Below are 17,679 nucleotides of genomic sequence, written 5' to 3'. Positions count from 1 at the left end.
TCCACAGGCGGCGGGCCGTCGTCATGGCCAGCCGATAGTGTGGTCGCTCGTCCGAGACGCCCGGCTGTCCCCTTGACGCACGAGGAGACACAGGCGTCCACCGCAGTCCATCGAACCGGGGCCCGTACCTCGATGTCCGTGCACAGCCATGCGGCAGCCCAACACGACGCTGCCACCCCTGAGTTCCCGCGTCATGTGGTGACCGCGGTCCTCGTCTCCCACGACGGTGCCCGCTGGCTGCCCGACGCGCTCGCCGGCCTGCTCGGCCAGGAGCGCCCCGTCCAGCACGCGGTGGCCGCCGACACCGGCAGCGCGGACGACTCCGCCCAGCTGCTCACCGACGCCCTCGGCGACGGCAATGTGCTGCACCTCGCCCGCCGCACGGGCTTCGGCCAGGCCGTGGAGGAGGCGAGCCGCACCGCCCCGGTCCTCACCCCGGAAGAGCTGCCGTACCTCAAGCGCCCCAGCGGCTGGGACCCGGTCACGCGCTCGTGGCGCGACGACGCCTACGACCTGCCGGAACTGCCGCACGGCGAGCCCATCCAGTGGCTGTGGCTGCTGCACGACGACTGCGCCCCCGAACCCGACGCCCTCGCGCAGCTGCTCCGGGTCGTCGACAACGAACTCGAACTCGGCCGTGACGACGTGGCGGTCGTCGGCCCCAAGCTGCGCGGCTGGTACGACCGCCGGCAGCTGCTGGAGGTCGGCGTCTCCATCGCCAACTCCGGCCGCCGCTGGACCGGCCTGGACCGCCGGGAACAGGACCAGGGCCAGCACGACCACGTCCGCACCGTGCTGTCCGTCTCCACCGCCGGCATGCTCATCCGCCGCGACGTCTTCGAACAGCTCGGCGGCTTCGACCGCCGGCTGCCCCTGATGCGCGACGACGTCGACCTGTGCTGGCGCGCCCACACGGCCGGCCACCGCGTCCTGGTCGCCCCCGAGGCGGTCGTCCGGCACGCCGAGGCCGCCTCCCGCGAGCGCCGCACCGTCGACTGCGCGGGCCGCACCGTCGCCTCCCCGCACAAGGTCGACAAGGCGGGCGCCGTCTACACCCTGCTCGCCAACACCCGTACCGTCGCGCTGCCCTGGGTGCTGCTGCGGCTCGTACTCGGCACGCTCCTGCGGACCGTCGCCTACCTCGTCGGCAAGGTGCCCGGCCAGGCCGTCGACGAGATCCGCGGCCTGCTGAGCACCCTGCTGCGGCCCGAGCGGATCATCGCCGCACGGCGCCGCCGCGGCCCCGCCCAGATCGACAAGGCCGAACTGCGCCAGCTCTTCCCGCCGCCGGGTGCCACCGTACGGGCCACCGTGGAACAGCTCGCGGGCAACTTCACCAGCGGCTCCGACACCGACACCTCCTCGGCCGGCCGGCACGGCGGCGCCGTGGAGTCCGGGCCCGGCGACGACGACGCCGACTTCCTGGAGGTCGAGCAGTTCGCCCGGCTCAAGCGGATCGCCCGCAAACCCGGCCCCGTGCTCTTCGTCGTCCTGCTGCTGGCCTCCCTGGCCGCCTGCCGCGCCCTGCTCGGCGGCGGCGCGCTCGCGGGCGGCGCCCTGCTCCCCGCCCCCGCCGACGCCGGCGACCTGTGGTCCCGCTACCTGGACTCCTGGCACCCGGTCGGCGCCGGCGGCACCCCGTCCGCACCGCCCTACATCGCGGTCCTCGCGACCCTCGCCTCCCTCCTGTTCGGCTCCGCCGGACTCACCGTCACCGTCCTGCTGGTCTGCTCGGTGCCGCTCGCCGGAGGCACCGCCTACTTCGCCTCCCGGCCGCTCGTCACCTCCCGGCTGCTGCGCGCCTGGGCGGCCATCGCCTACGCCTTCCTGCCCGCCACCACCGGCGCCCTGGCCGGCGGCCGCGTCGGCACCGCGGTCCTCGCCGTGCTGCTCCCGCTCATCGCGCGCGCCGGCATCGCCGCGAGCGGCCTCGCGAGCCGCACCGGCGCCCGCGGCAGCTGGCGCGCCACCTGGGCATACGCGCTGCTGCTGACCATCACCACCGCCTTCACCCCGATCGTCTGGCCCCTCGCGCTGATCCTCGGCCTCGGTGTGCTCGTCCTGCGCCGCGGCGACCTCCTCGCCCACGGCCTGCGCTTCCTCGCTCAGCTCGGCACCCCGCTGCTCGTCCTCGCCCCCTGGTCGCTGACCCTGCTCCCGACCGGCTTCTTCCAGGAGGCGGGCCTGGAGTACGGCCCCTCGACCGCCTCCGCGCTGGATCTGCTCGGCTCCAGCCCGGGCGGCCCCGGTACCGTGCACGGCCTGATGCTCATCGGCATCGTGCTCGCCGCCCTCGGCGCGCTCCTGCGCTCCGAGCGGCAGCTGGGCATCCGCACCGCCTGGGCCGTGGCGCTGCTGGGCCTCGTCTTCGCCGTCCTGTCCAACCAGTCCGCCTGGGCCGGCCCGGCCACCCTCGTCTACGGCATCGCCCTGCTGGCCGCCGCCGCCCTCGGTGCCGACGGCGCACGCGCCCGCGTGGCCGAGCAGAGCTTCGGCTGGCGTCAGCCCGTCGCCGCCCTGATCGCCTTCGCCTCCGCCGCCGGCCCGCTCCTCGTCGCCGCGGGCTGGATGATCCGCGGCGCCGACGGCCCCCTGGAGCGCCGCGACCCGGCCCAGGTGCCCGCCTTCGTCGCCGAGGACTCCACCGGCGGCGACCAGGCGCGCACCCTCGTCCTCGACAGCGACTCCACCGCGCGCGTGCGCTACACCCTGGTCCGGGGCTCCGGCGCCCGCCTCGGAGACGCCGAACTCGCCGCCGCCGGCGGCGAGAACGCGCGCCTGGCCAAGGTCGTCGCCAACCTCGTCGCCGGCTCCGGCGCCGACCAGGCCGATGAACTCGGCGGATTCGCCGTGCGGTACGTCCTCGTCCACAAGGGCGCGCCCCGCGAGATCACCCGCGTCCTCGACGCCACCCCCGGCCTGGCCCGGCTCAGCCAGCAGGACGGCAGCGCCCTGTGGCGCGTCGACCAGGAGGTCTCCCGCGCCGCCATCGTGCCCGCCGACGGCTCGGGCAAGGCCCAGCCGCTCACCGCGGGACCGGTGGAGGTCCACACGACGATCCCCTCCGGCTCCGGCAGCCGTGTCCTGCGCCTGGCCGACAGCGCCTCCGACGGCTGGACGGCCACCCTCGACGGCAAGTCGCTCACCCGTACCACCGTCGACGGCTGGGCCCAGGGCTTCCAGCTGCCCGCGGGCGGCGGCAGGCTGGACGTCGTCCACGACGACCCGATCGGCCACACCGCCTGGCTGTGGGTGCAGGGCGCGCTCGCCGTCGTCCTGGTCGTCCTCGCCCTGCCCGGCCGCCGCCGCGACGTCGACGACGACCTCCCCGAGGAGCAGCCGCTGCCCGCGCAGGCCACCGCGGGCGAGGGCCGCCGGGCCCGTCGGCTGCGCGCCCAGGCCGAGGAACCGGCCGCCGAGGAGCAGCCGCTGCCCGCGCAGGCCACCGCGGGCGAGGGCCGCCGCGCCCGTCGGCTGCGCGCCCAGGCCGACGAACCGGCCGCCGAGGAGCAGTCCGGCACCCCGTCGTCCCCGGCACAGGCCCCGGCCGCCGTACCGCACGAGCAGTCCTACGAGGAGTGGGACCCGGCCACCTACGCGAACGCCGGATACACCGGCTACGGAACCGACCAGTACCAGGGCGGTGGGCAGCACCAGAGTTCCGGTTACGACCAGCAGGCCTACCCGCCCGACCCCTACCAGGCGGCCCCGTACGACCCCTACGCCTACGGCGGCACGGCCGACCAGGTGCCATACGACCCGACGGCCTACCAGCAGGACTACGACCCGGCGTACGACCCCGCCCAGCAGGGCTACGACCCGGCCCAGCACCCCCACGGCAACGGCGGCGAGCGCCCCGACGGGAGCCAGCAGTGAAGCGCACCACCCTGTCCCTGATCGCCGGCACCACCGCGCTGGCCGCCGTCACCGCGTTCGCCGCCTTCGACACCCCGTCCGCGTCCGGCGCGTCCGCACCCAAGGCAGCCGCCCAACTGCCCGTGGAACGCACCAGCCTGCTGTGCCCGGCGCCGAGCGTCTCGGAGATCGCCGAGACGTCGTACACCTCGTTCACGCCCGTCACCAAGGGCACCGCGAACAGCGGAAAGGCCGAACTCCAGGCGGCCACCGAGCAGTCGGCGGACGCCGCGGACGACTCCCGGAAGAGCCAGAGGGGCAGGGCCAAGAAGAAGTCGGACCAGACGGTGCTCACTCCCAAGGCGCCGGGCACGCCGGTCACCGGCGACACCTCCGGCTCCGACGCGCCCGCGCTGATCGGCACCGCCGACGGGGGGTTCGCGCCCGGCTGGACCGTCCAGGAGACCACCGAGGTCGCCGTCGGCACCGGCCGTGGCCTCCACGGCGTGAACTGCACCGCAGCGGACACCGAGTTCTGGTTCCCCGGCGCCGGTACGGCCACCGGCCGCACCGACTACGTACATCTGACCAACCCGGACGACTCCGCAGCCGTCGTCGACATCGAGCTGTACGGCAAGGACGGAGCGATCACATCCCCGCTGGGGGAGAACCTCACGATCAAGCCGCACACGAGCGAGCCGATCCTGCTCTCCACGCTCACCGACGAGCACCAGAGCGATCTGACCGTGCACGTCAGCGTGCGCAGTGGCCGGGTCGGCGCGGCCGTGCAGGCCCTGGACGACAAAACCGGCGGCGACTGGCTGGCCGCGGCCACCGACCCGGCCGGCAGCCTGGTCCTGCCCGGCATCCCCAAGGACGCCACCGATGTCCGCCTGATCGCCTTCACACCCGGCGACGACGACGCCGACCTGAAGGTTCGCCTGGCCTCGCCCGACGGCCTGATCACCCCGGCCGGGAACGAGACCCTGCACGTCAAGTCCGGCATGACCGCCGCGGCCGACCTCGGCGACGTCACCCGCGGCGAGGCGGGCTCCCTGGTCCTCACCCCCACCGACCAGGCCGCCCCGGTCGTCGCGGCCCTGCGTGTCGTCCGCGGCAAGGGCGACAAGCGGGAGACGGCCTACATCCCCGCCACGGCCCCCGTCGGCACGCGCGCGACCTCGGCCGACAACAGCGCCAAGGGCACGACCCTCGCGCTCACGGCCCCCACCGCCACCGCCACGGTCAAGGTGACGGCCTCGGCGGGCAGCGAGGGCGGCACCACGGTGACGAAGACCTACACGATCAAGTCGGGCACCACCCAGAACATAGACGCCCCGGCCCCGTCCGGCCTGGAGGGCACCTACGCCCTGACCGTGGAACCCGTCTCCGGCGGCCCTGTCTACGGCTCCCGCACCCTCTCGGCCACAGAGGCCGGCATCCCCGGCTTCACCATCCAGACCCTCCCGAACGACCGGGGGACGGTGGCCGTACCGAAGACGGAGGAGGACCTGTCGGTGCTGCAGAAGTAGGGGAGACACAGCGCTACGGGAGCCACAGGCCCACGCGGCGGGCCGGCACAGGGCAACGGCCCGGCCTAGTCCTCCCCGTACCGCGGATCCACCGTCTCCGGCGTGAGCCCCAGCAACTCGGCCACCTGCTCCACGACCACCTCGTGCACCAGGGCGGCCCGCTCGTCCCGCCCCTTGGTCCGGATCTCCACCGGCCGCCGGTACACGACCACCCGCGGCCGCCGCCCGTCGCGCGCAGGGATGATCCCGCCGAGCGGCACGGCGTCGTCCCCCCATGCCGCCTGATCGCCCCGGCCCTCCAGCCGAGGCACCTCCAGCACGAGGAAATCGATGTCTGCCAGCTGCGGCCACCGCCGTTCGAGGCGGTCCACGGAGTCCTGCACCAGATCCGCGAACACCTCGGCACGGCTGGCCGCCAGCGGCACCTGAGGCGGTGCGATCGGCCCCCGCATGCCCCGCCCGTGACGATCACGACGACGGGGCCCGGGGCCGGCGGCACGGGGAGGTACACGGTTGTCCATCACTGGTGAAGCGTAGTCGCCGCGCGCTCTGCCCGCCCGGTCCCACGCGGCAACCGGCCACCGGCACATCCCCTGTCACAGGATGACCATTCCAGCCAAGGTCTGGCTCGTTTCCGTAACCCTCCAAGACCGCCGATCTCAAGGCAATTGACGGTGTTTGTGCCGGCTCGTGACCGGACGCAGTCGCTCCGCGGATCCGCCGACAATCCGTACCCGCAGGTCAGCGCGTTCTGCGAGAAGGGGTATGTGGGGCGTTTCACAGTACGACACGGTGGAGTGACCTGGGGGAGAGTCGTCGCGGCCCGCTCAAGAGTGCGGTACCGTCCAACGTCGTGAGCCCTGTACGTCGCTGTTCGCGCACCGCCTGCGGCCGACCCGCCGTCGCGACGCTGACGTACGTCTACGCCGACTCGACCGCGGTCCTCGGCCCGCTCGCCACCTACGCCGAACCCCACTGCTACGACCTGTGCGCCGAGCACTCCGAGCGCCTGACCGCCCCGCGCGGCTGGGAGGTCGTCCGCCTCCTCGACGGTTCCGCTCCCGCGCGGCCCAGTGGGGACGATCTGGAAGCGCTTGCCAACGCGGTGCGTGAAGCGGCCCGCCCGCAGGAGCGGGCGGCAGGGGCGGCCGGCGGCGGAGCCCGCACGGTGGACCCCATGGAGGTCGCCCGCCGCGGCCACCTGCGGGTCCTGCGCTCCCCCGACAACTGAGCCATCCCACACCACCGCCCGCACCCGGCCGTCCCCTCGGTACGGCTCGGAGCCCACTGAGCCTTCACCCGGTGTCCGCGCACCTGCCGCTTACCCCCGGCGGGTAGTTTGTGGGCACCCATAGGACTTCAGGAGGGTTGACCGTGGCTGCTGATCTGTCGCAGATCGTGAAGGCGTACGACGTACGCGGAGTGGTGCCGGACCAGTGGGACGAGACACTGGCCGGACTCTTCGGTGCTGCCTTCACGGAGGTGACGGGTGCGGCGGCGATCGTCGTCGGCCACGACATGCGGCCCTCGTCCCCCGGCCTGTCGCGCGCCTTCGCGCGGGGCGCGGCGAACCGCGGGGCGGACGTCACCGAGATCGGCCTGTGCTCCACGGACCAGCTGTACTACGCCTCGGGTGCGCTGAACCTGCCCGGCGCGATGTTCACGGCCTCCCACAACCCGGCCCAGTACAACGGCATCAAGCTGTGCCGCGCGGGCGCCGCCCCCGTCGGTCAGGACACCGGCCTCGCACAGATCCGTGAACTGGTGGAGAAGTGGGTGGAGTCGGGCGCCCCCGAGCCGGTCGCCGAGCCCGGAACCCTCACCGCCCGCGAGACGTTGGAGGACTACGCGGCGCATCTGCGTTCCCTTGTCGACCTGACCTCCATCCGCCCCCTGAAGGTCGTGGTCGACGCCGGTAACGGCATGGGCGGCCACACGGTTCCCACGGTCTTCGCCGGCCTGCCCCTGACCCTCGTCCCGATGTACTTCGAACTGGACGGCACGTTCCCGAACCACGAGGCCAACCCGCTCGACCCGGCCAACCTTGTGGATCTGCAGAAGCGGGTTCCGGTGGAGGGCGCCGACCTCGGCATCGCCTTCGACGGCGACGCCGACCGCTGCTTCGTCGTGGACGAGCACGGCGACCCGGTCTCCCCGTCCGCGATCACCGCGCTGGTCGCCGCGCGTGAACTGGCCCGCAACGGCGGCAAGGGCACGATCATCCACAACCTGATCACGTCCCGCACGGTTCCCGAGGTGGTGCGGGAGAACGGCGGGACCCCGGCCCGTACCCGCGTCGGCCACTCCTTCATCAAGGCCGAGATGGCCCGCACCGGCGCGATCTTCGGCGGCGAGCACTCCGCCCACTACTACTTCAAGGACTTCTGGAACGCCGACACGGGCATGCTGGCCGCCCTCCACGTCCTCGCGGCCCTCGGCGGCCAGAAGGGCCCCCTCTCCTCCCTCGTCGCCCAGTACGACCGCTACAGGGGCTCCGGCGAGATCAACTCCACGGTCGCCGACCAGACCGCCCGCCTCGCCGCGATCCGCACCGCGTACGAGGGCCGCGCCGACGTCATCCTCGACGACCTCGACGGCCTCACGGTGGCCGCGGCCGACTGGTGGTTCAACGTCCGCCCCTCCAACACGGAGCCCCTCCTCCGCCTGAACGCGGAGGCGAAGGACGAGGCCACGATGACCAGGATCAGGGACGAGGCCCTCGGGATCATCCGAGCCTGACCCCACCCGACGGATCGAACCGCCCATCGTTGCCTGCCGGCATCCGTCGGTTCCGCGGCTCACCCTTCAGCCCACCGGGCCGGTGCCTGCCTCATCCTTCGGCCCACCCGGCCGGGCGCTGCCCCACCTCGCAGCCCACCGAGTCGGGTGGCTGCCTCGCTTTATTTCCAGCCAACCGAGTCGCGTGGTGGGCGGGCAGAGGACCGGTGGTCCGGGGGGCGGAGCCCCCGGGAGAGCGACGGAAGCCGGCCGAACCCTCCGGCGCGGCCCTGCCAGCGGTACGCTGACCAGCACATCCACAGAGCCGTACCCGCCTCCGAAAGGGACACCCCATGCCGCTCGAAGCCGGCCTTCTGGAGATCCTCGCCTGCCCGGCCTGCCACGCCCCCCTGAAGGAGCAGGACACCGAGCTGATCTGCACGGGCCAGGACTGCGGCCTCGCCTACCCGGTCCGCGACGGCATCCCGGTCCTGCTGGTGGACGAGGCCCGCCGCCCCGAGTGACGAGACGGTTCACTCCTAGCGACGAGGCGCGACCACGCGCAGACGAGGCGCTGCCACTGATACGGGACGCGGCGCCGCCACCTCCAACGGTGGCACTCCGCCCGTAGGCGACCAGGCACCCCCAGCACCCCCGCACAGGACCATGGCGATCGGAAGAGGCTGCCGCCCATGCTGGACGAATCGCTGCTCGACACCCCGGAGGGCCTCGCCGAGGCCGACCGCCGAGGCCTGCTGCGTGGCGCGGCGGAGGCCGGCGCCCGCGTCCGCACCGCCGCCCGGCACGCGGCCGAGGCCGGCGTGGGCAACCTCAAACCCGACGGCCGCCCCCGCGCCGTCCTGATCGCGGGCCCCGGCGCCGCCGCCACCCACACCGCCGACCTCCTCGGCACACTGGCCGGCGCCGGCAGCCCCGTCGTCCGTCTGGCCCCCACCGGCGTCGCCCCGGCCGCAGGCGCCCTGCGCTGGGAACTCCCGGGCTGGGCCGGTTCCGTCGATCTGCTCCTGATCGCCACCCCGGACGGGAGCGAACCCAGCCTCTCCCTGCTCGCCGACCAGGCGTACCGCCGCGGCTGCTCGGTCGTCGCCGTGGCACCGCCCGGCACCCCGCTCGCCGAGGCGGTCGCCGGCGCGCACGGTCTGTTCGTACCGATGGCGACGGCACCGTACGACCAGGAGGAACCGCTCGCCGCGTCCTCCCCGGGCGTCTTCTGGGCCCTGATGACCCCGCTCCTGGCGCTCCTGGACCGCATCGGCCTGATCGGCGCCCCACCGGACGCCCTGGAGAAGGTCGCCGACCGCCTGGACCAGATCGCGGAGCGCTGCGGCCCCGCCATCGCGACCTACAGCAACCCGGCCAAGACCCTCGCCGCCGAACTGGCCGACGCGCTTCCCGTCGTGTGGACGGAGGGCATCTCGGCGGGCCCGGCGGGCCGCCGGTTCGCCGCCGCCCTCGCCGAACTCGCCGGCCGCCCCACGCTTGTCGCCGAACTTCCCGAGGCGCTCGCCGCGCACAGCGCCCTGCTGGCCGGCCCGCTCGCCGCCAGCGCCAACCCGGACGACTTCTTCCGCGACCGCGTGGAGGAGCCTCCCGCGCTGCACGCGCGCGTAGTGCTGCTCCGCGACCGCCCGCTCGGCGGCCTCACCGCCGCCCCCGCCGCCCGTGACGTGGCCCTCAGCCACGACACGCCCATCAGTGAACTCGAACCGGAGGAGGGCGGCGAACTGGAGACCCTCGCGGAACTGATCGCCGTCACGGATTTCGCCGCCGTTTACCTGGCGCTCGCTTCCAGGGCCTGACCTTGTTCGAGGCCGGACCACCCGCGCCCGCGCCCGCGACCGGCACAGGGACGGGGGCCGGTACAGGCAGCGGCACAGCGACCGGGGACAGGCCCGACGCCGGCTGAGCAGCGTACGTACGGAGCAGAGAAGACACATGGACCGCCTCGGCAACACCATCCGCCCCTACGCCTGGGGTTCCCCCACCGCCATCCCGCACCTCCTCGGTGTCGAGCCGACCGGCGAACCCCAGGCGGAGATGTGGATGGGCGCGCACCCGGGCGCCCCTTCCCGCACCACGCGTGGAACGCTCGTCGAGGTCATCGAGGCCGACCCGGACCAGGAACTCGGCGCCCGCGCGGTGGCCAGGTTCGGCCCCCACCTCCCGTTCCTGCTCAAGATCCTCGCGGCCGGCGCGCCCCTCTCCCTCCAGGTGCATCCCAACCTGGAGCAGGCCAAGGAGGGTTACGCCGACGAGGAGCGCCGCGGCATCCCGATCGACGCCCCGCACCGCAACTACAAGGACGCCAACCACAAGCCCGAACTGCTCTGCGCCCTCACGGAGTTCGACGGCCTGTGCGGCTTCCGTGACCCGGTCCGGGCCGCCGGCCTGCTCGACGGCCTCGGTGTCGACTCCCTCAAGCCGTACGCCGACCTCCTGCACGCCCACCCCGAGGACGCGGCCCTGCGCGAGGTCCTGACCGCGATCCTCACCGCCGACCCGGAGGAGATGGCCCACACGGTGGCCGAGGCCACCGCCGCCTGCACCCGCCTCGGCGGCGACTACGCCCCCTACGCCGACATCGCCCACCACTACCCGGGCGACCCCGGCGTCATCGCGGCCATGCTGCTCAACCACGTCCGCCTGCAGCCCGGCGAGGCCCTGTTCCTCGGCGCCGGCATCCCGCACGCCTACCTCAGCGGCCTCGGCGTCGAGATCATGGCCAACTCCGACAACGTCCTGCGCTGCGGCCTGACCCCCAAACACGTCGACGTCCCCGAACTCCTGCGGATCGTCCGCTTGGAGGCGAGCGACCCCTGCGTGCTGCGCCCGGAGGCGTCCCCGGACGGCGAGGAGGTCTACGAGACGCCGATCGACGAGTTCCGGCTCTCCCGGTACGTCCTGCCCGAGGGCGGCAGCGCCCACGACGTCACCCGTCACACCCCGCAGATCCTGCTCTGCACGGCCGGTTCCGTCCGGGCGGGCGAACTGGAGCTGAGTCCAGGTCAGTCGGTGTTCGTTCCGGCGGGTGAGAAGGCGGAGATCTCGGGTGCGGGCACTGTGTTCCGCGCCACTGTGATCGTATGACCGGGGTTGTGGATACCTGACGAGCCAGTGCCCGGCCGGGCTGCAACAATGACCCACCGGCAAAGGCCGGGTAAAGCGGGGCACACGTTCAGACGGCGTGGGCGTACAGGGCGACCGTCGCCAGAGGTGAAGGGACAACGCGGAACATGAGCGCGTCAGGCGGTACAAGGGCGATCGTGGCGGCACTCGGCGCCAATCTCGCGATCGCGGCATCGAAGTTCGTGGCGTTCGCGTTCAGCGGCTCCTCCTCGATGCTCGCCGAGGGCGTCCACTCGCTCGCCGACTCCGGCAACCAGTTCCTGCTGCTGGTCGGCGGCAAGAAGGCCCAGCGCGAGGCGACTCCGCAGCACCCCTTCGGCTACGGCCGCGAGCGGTACATCTACGCCTTCCTCGTCTCGATCGTCCTCTTCTCCATCGGCGGCATGTTCGCCATCTACGAGGGCTACGAGAAGGTCCGCCACCCGCACGAACTCGAGCACTGGTACTGGCCGGTCGGCGTCCTCACCTTCGCGATCATCGCCGAGGGCTTCTCCTTCCGCACGGCCATCAAGGAGTCCAACGAACTGCGCGGCAAGCTGTCCTGGTCGCAGTTCATCCGCCGCGCCAAGGCCCCTGAGCTGCCGGTCGTCCTCCTGGAGGACTTCGGCGCGCTCATCGGTCTGGTCCTCGCCCTCGGCGGGGTCGGCCTCGCCCTGCTCACGGGCGACGGCATCTGGGACGGCATCGGCACCGTCTGCATCGGTGTCCTCCTCGTCCTCATCGCCCTCGTCCTGGCCGCCGAGACCAAGTCACTGCTGCTCGGCGAGGCCGCCGGCCTCGAGGAGGTCAAGAAGATCGAGGCCGCGATCGTCGACGGCGACACGGTCAGCGGCGTCATCCACATGCGCACGCTGCACCTCGGCCCCGAGGAACTGCTGGTCGCCGCCAAGATCGCCGTCCAGCACGACGACACGGCCGCCGAGGTCACGAAGGCCATAAACGCCGCCGAGGCCCGTATCCGCGCCGCCGTCCCCATCGCCCGGGTCATCTACCTGGAACCGGACATCTACAGCGAGGCCGAGGCCACCAAGGGCCCGGACCCTGAGGCGACCCCGGGCGGCCCCAACCCGCACGCGGCCGGGCACTGAGGGACGAACCGCAGGTCTCGTACCGTGCGAGCCCTCCCGGCTGAGTCGGCTGCACGGGCCAAAGCGGCGGCGGTATCGGCGGCGCCTTCCGCCGCCGTACCGCCACGGCGCCGCCTCCCAGTCCCATGCCCCGGTGAGAACCAGCACCACGCTGATGCCGTCCGCCGGTCCCCCCGCGAAAGGAACCGCAGGTCCCGATCCCTCTGCGTCCCGCATCACCCCGCCGCCGGGCCGAAGACGCAGAAGTCCCAGTTCAGACTGGTCTGCCGACTCCGAGCACGCTCTGGCTCCACGGTTTCCGCACAACCGCCGGCATCCCCTCCTGCCCTCGCACCCCGCCTCGAAGCCGACTTCCGTACGGCTCGAAGTGCGCGAAGGCGGACTGGGGGCGACCGGGTCCTCCGGTGTAGCTTGGGACGGAGCCAGACGTCGCTGCTGATGGCGGTCGGGCGGTCCTTGGTGGACCGGCCGAGGGAGAGAGGGCCTCCGACGGACTGCGCTGCGCGCACGTGGGCATGCCTGTGTCCTCTTCTCGGGCACCCCTGTGTCCGCCGCCGCGCAGACCAGCCGTACCCACCTCGCCCCAATCCCGAGGAGCAGCTCGCAATGACGACTGTCGACAACCGACAGGACTTCAAGGTCGCCGACCTCTCGCTGGCCGAGTTCGGCCGCAAGGAGATCACCCTCGCCGAGCACGAGATGCCCGGCCTGATGGCCATCCGCAAGGAGTACGCCGAGACGCAGCCGCTGGCCGGCGCCCGCGTCACCGGTTCCCTGCACATGACGGTGCAGACCGCCGTCCTCATCGAGACCCTGGCCGCCCTGGGCGCGCAGGTCCGCTGGGCCTCCTGCAACATCTTCTCCACGCAGGACCACGCGGCCGCCGCCATCGCCGTCGGCCCGAACGGCACGCCCGACAACCCGCAGGGCATCCCGGTCTTCGCCTGGAAGGGCGAAACCCTGGAGGAGTACTGGTGGTGCACCGAGCAGGCGCTGACCTGGCCGGACAGCCCCACCGGCGGCCCGAACATGATCCTCGACGATGGCGGCGACGCCACGCTCCTCGTCCACAAGGGCGTCGAGTACGAGAAGGCCGGCGAGGTCCCCTCCGTCGACACCGCCGAGTCCGATGAGCACCGCGTCATCCTCCAACTGCTCCACCGCACCCTGGGCGAGAACCCCCAGAAGTGGACCCAGCTGGCCTCCGAGATCCGTGGCGTCACCGAGGAGACCACCACGGGTGTCCACCGCCTGTACGAGATGCAGCGCGAGGGCTCCCTCCTCTTCCCGGCGATCAACGTCAACGACGCCGTCACCAAGTCGAAGTTCGACAACAAGTACGGCTGCCGCCACTCCCTGGTCGACGGCATCAACCGCGCCACCGACGTCCTGATCGGCGGCAAGACCGCCGTCGTGTGCGGCTACGGCGACGTCGGCAAGGGCTGCGCCGAGTCCCTGCGCGGCCAGGGCGCTCGCGTGATCATCACCGAGATCGACCCGATCTGCGCCCTGCAGGCGGCGATGGACGGCTACCAGGTCACCACCCTGGACGAGGTCGTCGAGACCGCCGACATCTTCATCACCACCACCGGCAACAAGGACATCATCCTTGCGTCGGACATGGCGAAGATGAAGCACCAGGCGATCGTCGGCAACATCGGCCACTTCGACAACGAGATCGACATGGCCGGCCTCGCCAAGATCCCCGGCATCGTCAAGGACGAGGTCAAGCCGCAGGTCCACACCTGGACCTTCCCGGACGGCAAGAAGATCATCGTGCTGTCCGAGGGCCGCCTGCTGAACCTCGGCAACGCCACCGGCCACCCGTCGTTCGTGATGTCCAACTCCTTCGCGGACCAGACCCTGGCCCAGATCGAGCTGTTCACCAAGCCCGACGAGTACCCGATCGGCGTCTACGTGCTGCCCAAGCACCTCGACGAGAGGGTCGCCCGCCTCCACCTGGACGCGCTCGGCGTCAAGCTCACCAAGCTGCGCCCGGAGCAGGCCGCGTACATCGGCGTCGAGGTCGACGGCCCGTACAAGCCGGACCACTACCGCTACTGAGCAGCCCCGCGCAGCCTGTGGCGAGCGCGTCGGTGCGCCGACGCGCTCCCCAGCGGCAGTACCTCCGAGGCAGGCCCCCGCACCCCCGTGCCGGGGGCCTGCCCCTTTGGCCGCTGTGGCTCGACCAGCCCGTCAAGACCCAGGACCCTCATGCCCCGCGGCCGCTATTCGCTCCACGATCCGCACGATCACACCCCCCTGGCAGAAGAGCACTTCCAGTGCGCCCCCGGCCCGTCCGGCTGGCGCTATGTCTCCCAGCTGACGACCCCCGCCGGCGACCACCGCGGCTCGGTCGACCTGGCCCTGGACGACCTCGGCCGGCCCATCCGCCTCGAACTTCACGCGGGAGGCTGGCAGGTGCGCGGCGCCGCCCTCGACGGTGTGACCTGGGTCCGCACCGACCCCACCGGAACCCATGCCACCGAAGGCAATGCGCGCGCCCACGCCTTCACCGGCACGTCCCCCGCGTTCCTCGTCGCCACCGCCCGTCTCCTGCGCCCCACCCCCTCTGCAGCCGCGACCCGCGTACGCCTGGTCGCCTTCACGGATCCGGTGCTCGCCCCCCGCACCGTGGACCAGTCCTGGGCTCTGGTGAACAGCGAAGCACACGCCACTGACAACGGCCCTCTGACCGTGGACGAATACCAGGTCACCGCCCTGGACACCGGCGAACGGCACTCCGTCCACATCGCCGGCGACGTCGTCCTGGCCGCGCCGGGGATCGAACTGGAAGACCTTCAGTCACCGCCGTCGCGGTTCGACTGAACACCACGCCGACCGAGCGCACCGGTGCCCTATGCCGGGGGTGCGAACCCGGTGGCCGGGCGCTCGGCAGGCGGCTCGTCCGGCACCGGCGCCGCCGACGGCGGGAGCGAGGCCTCTGCCTGGGACGCCGCCTGGGGCTGTCGCACCCAGCTCTGCGCCTGAGCCGGCTGAACGGAACTCTGCGGCCAGGCCCCCGCCGGAGGCCGATACGCGGCCGGCGCAACCGGCTGTGCCACGAGGGGGGCGAACGCACCGGCGCCGAACGCCTGCCGGGCATCCCGGGACTGCCGCTCGTGCACCACGGCCGCCAGGAAGGCGGCCGGCGGAACCCCCCGCGGCACCGGGGCCCCCGTCCGGACCGCGAGGTCGTCCGCGAGCCGCTGCGCCATACCCAGGGAAACCTGCGGATCCAGCTGCCGCATCCGCGTCAGGTACTGCCGCACGGCGAGCCACAGTCCGTCCGGAACCGCCGACAGATCCAGCCCGGTGAACCGGCCCGCGAGCCACGGGGGCGGAGGCGGAACGAAACCGGCCCGTCCGACGGGTATCCGCTCGCGCACGACCAGGGTGCCCGCGAACACGTCCCCGAGCCGCCGCCCGCGTGCCGACGCCAGCGAGGCGACGCAGGCCACCACGCCGAACGTCATCAGGATCTCGACGACACCGATCGCGCCCCGCACCAGCGCGTGCCGGAACCGGATCGGCCCACCGTCGTCCCGCACCACCCGCAGCCCGAACGCCAGCTTCCCCAGCGAACGTCCATGACTGAGCGTCTCCACCGCGATGGGCCCGCCGACCAGCACCAGCAGAAACGTCGCGATCGACAACGCCACCTGCGCGGCCTCGTCCAAAGACGACGTCGTCGCCACCAGCACCGCGGTCACGAGGACGTACACGACGATGGCAGCCATCAGGTCGAGCAACACCGCCAGCGCCCTGCTCGGAAGCTTCGCGGGCCGTAGCTCGAGCGCCACCGCCTCGCCCGTCACCAGCTCACTCACGCCCGCCGTCCTTCCCTGGTCCACCGCGTGAACCGCCAGTCTGCCAAGCTGTGGGCGCGGCGCGCCGCAGTACGACAAGCTGACAGCACCCACGAGCATCCACGACAAGCAGTCGGCGACCAGCCGAGGAGCAGGCAGACCCGATGGACCTGGACGTCTTCGTCTCCCTACACCGTGCCGAATGGGACCGCCTCGACGCCTTGCTTCGCCGCCGGCGCCGTCTCAATGGAGCCGAAGCCGACGAAATCGTCGCCCTCTACCAGCACACGGCCACCCACCTCTCCCTCATCCAATCCAGCGCCCCGGACCCGCAGCTGACCGGGCGGCTCAGCCAACTCGTGGCACGCGCGCGTAGTGCCGTCACCGGAACCCGCCGCGCTTCATGGCGTGACGTCACGCGCTTCCTCGGCCAGGGCTTCCCGGCCGCCGTGTACCGCGCTCGCCACTGGTGGGTACCCACCGCGCTCGTCTCCACCGCCGTCGCGATCCTCCTGGGCTGGTGGATCGGCACCCGCCCGGATGTGCAGTCGTCCATCGCGGCCCCCAGCCAGCTACGCGAGCTGACCCGCCCGGGCGGCGAGTACGAGACCTACTACTCCAGCCACCCGGCGACCGCCTTCGCCGCACAGGTGTGGACGAACAACGCCCAGGCAGCGGCGATGTGCCTGGTCCTGGGCGTCTTCCTGGGACTTCCGGTGCTCTTCATCCTCTTCGAGAACATGCTCAACCTGGGTGTCGGTTTCGGCCTCATGTCCTCGGCCGGCCGCCTCGACACCTTCCTGGGCCTCGTTCTGCCGCACGGTCTGCTCGAACTGACCGCGGTCTTCGTCGCCGCCGGCACGGGCCTGCGCCTGGGCTGGACGCTCATCGACCCCGGACCTCGTACCCGGCGCACCGCTCTCGCGGAGGAGGGACGGTCGGCGATCGCCATGGCCATCGGACTCGCCCTGGTCCTGTTCGTCTCGGGCGCCATCGAAGGCTTCGTCACCCCGTCCGGCCTGCCCACCTGGGCCCGCATCTGTATCGGAGTCGCGGCCGAGCTGGCATTCCTGACGTACGTCTACGTCCTCGGCGGCCGCGCGGCACGCGCCGGCGAGACGGGCGATCTCGATGCGGGGGAGCGCAGCGCCTCCGTGCCCACCGCCGCCTGATGTGCGTGCACCCCCTGTGGGCTGCTAGTCTCCTCTTCGCCCCGCAAGAGCCGTTGACACGGCAGGCGTGGGGAGGTAGATTTAAACAGTTGCCTAGAACTGGACAGGTTCGGAGGCGGCCGTTAAGATCTACTCCGCTTCCGAGAAGTCGCTATAGACATTCCGAAGAAGCATCCTCTGATTAATCAGAATGGCAGCCGGTCAGACCGGCCAAGAACTTCTGATAAAGTCGGAAACGCCGGAAAGGAAACCGCGAGAGCGGGAACCTGGAAAGCACCGAGGAAATCGGGTCGAGAAAAGATCTGATAGAGTCGGAAACGCAAGACCGAAGGGAAGCGCCCGGAGGAAAGCCCGAGAG

General features: G+C 72.2%; 13 protein-coding genes. 11 read left to right on the top strand and 2 right to left on the bottom strand.

All coding sequences use genetic code 11. The features are described 5' to 3' along the window. Window positions 1-132: 132 nt before the first annotated feature. On the top strand, window positions 133-3,876 hold the full coding sequence (locus tag ABZ079_RS19565; RefSeq protein WP_356940692.1) for a glycosyltransferase: 3,744 nt from the start codon (window positions 133-135) through the stop codon (window positions 3,874-3,876). Further along, window positions 3,873-5,387, top strand: a complete 1,515-nt coding sequence (locus ABZ079_RS19560) for a DUF5719 family protein (RefSeq protein ID WP_356940691.1) — start codon at window positions 3,873-3,875, stop codon at window positions 5,385-5,387. Before ABZ079_RS19565 ends, ABZ079_RS19560 begins: the two co-directional genes overlap by 4 nt. Before the next feature lie 65 nt (window positions 5,388-5,452). On the opposite strand, the gene ABZ079_RS19555 is transcribed toward ABZ079_RS19560, so the two are convergent. After that, a complete protein-coding gene (locus tag ABZ079_RS19555) occupies window positions 5,453-5,839 on the bottom strand; it encodes a metallopeptidase family protein (protein ID WP_356940690.1) in 387 nt (128 codons plus the stop codon). 350 nt (window positions 5,840-6,189) lie between these two features. Between ABZ079_RS19555 and ABZ079_RS19550 the strand changes: the two genes are divergently transcribed. From ABZ079_RS19550 to ABZ079_RS19515, 8 genes are all read left to right on the top strand, one after another. Next, window positions 6,190-6,618: a DUF3499 domain-containing protein gene (locus tag ABZ079_RS19550; RefSeq protein WP_356940942.1), complete on the top strand. Its 429-nt coding sequence runs from the start codon at window positions 6,190-6,192 to the stop codon at window positions 6,616-6,618. Between the two features lie 143 nt (window positions 6,619-6,761). Beyond that, window positions 6,762-8,126 carry a phosphomannomutase/phosphoglucomutase gene (locus ABZ079_RS19545; protein WP_356940689.1) on the top strand — a complete coding sequence of 455 codons (1,365 nt, stop codon included), beginning with the start codon at window positions 6,762-6,764 and terminating at the stop codon, window positions 8,124-8,126. A 332-nt stretch (window positions 8,127-8,458) separates the two neighbouring features. Beyond that, window positions 8,459-8,629, top strand: a complete 171-nt coding sequence (locus ABZ079_RS19540) for a Trm112 family protein (RefSeq protein WP_014673093.1) — start codon at window positions 8,459-8,461, stop codon at window positions 8,627-8,629. A 168-nt stretch (window positions 8,630-8,797) separates the two neighbouring features. Next, a complete protein-coding gene (locus ABZ079_RS19535; RefSeq protein WP_356940688.1) occupies window positions 8,798-9,925 on the top strand; it encodes an SIS domain-containing protein in 1,128 nt (375 codons plus the stop codon). Between the two features lie 136 nt (window positions 9,926-10,061). Beyond that, window positions 10,062-11,213, top strand: a complete 1,152-nt coding sequence (gene manA, locus ABZ079_RS19530; protein ID WP_356940687.1) for a mannose-6-phosphate isomerase, class I — start codon at window positions 10,062-10,064, stop codon at window positions 11,211-11,213. Window positions 11,214-11,359: 146 nt separating this feature from the next. Beyond that, entirely contained in the window at window positions 11,360-12,340 is a 981-nt protein-coding gene (locus ABZ079_RS19525) for a cation diffusion facilitator family transporter (protein ID WP_356940686.1), read from the top strand. Window positions 12,341-12,946: 606 nt separating this feature from the next. After that, the gene (gene ahcY, locus ABZ079_RS19520; RefSeq protein ID WP_356940685.1) at window positions 12,947-14,404 is read left to right on the top strand and encodes an adenosylhomocysteinase; all 1,458 of its coding nucleotides are present in this window, start codon (window positions 12,947-12,949) and stop codon (window positions 14,402-14,404) included. A 150-nt stretch (window positions 14,405-14,554) separates the two neighbouring features. Continuing rightward, window positions 14,555-15,169 (top strand): hypothetical protein, encoded by a 615-nt coding sequence (locus ABZ079_RS19515; protein WP_356940684.1) that lies wholly within the window; start codon window positions 14,555-14,557, stop codon window positions 15,167-15,169. Window positions 15,170-15,198: 29 nt separating this feature from the next. On the opposite strand, the gene ABZ079_RS19510 is transcribed toward ABZ079_RS19515, so the two are convergent. Continuing rightward, a complete protein-coding gene (locus ABZ079_RS19510; protein WP_356940683.1) occupies window positions 15,199-16,170 on the bottom strand; it encodes an RDD family protein in 972 nt (323 codons plus the stop codon). 143 nt (window positions 16,171-16,313) lie between these two features. On the opposite strand from ABZ079_RS19510, the gene ABZ079_RS19505 reads away from it, so the two are divergent. Beyond that, entirely contained in the window at window positions 16,314-17,321 is a 1,008-nt protein-coding gene (locus ABZ079_RS19505; RefSeq protein ID WP_356940682.1) for a stage II sporulation protein M, read from the top strand. The last annotated feature ends 358 nt before the right edge of the window (window positions 17,322-17,679 follow it).

Source organism: Streptomyces sp. NPDC006314, from assembly GCF_040613075.1.
Lineage (GTDB): Bacteria > Actinomycetota > Actinomycetes > Streptomycetales > Streptomycetaceae > Streptomyces.
Note: the sequence above shows the minus strand (reverse complement) of the source record. Positions and strands in the feature narration are given on the sequence as shown.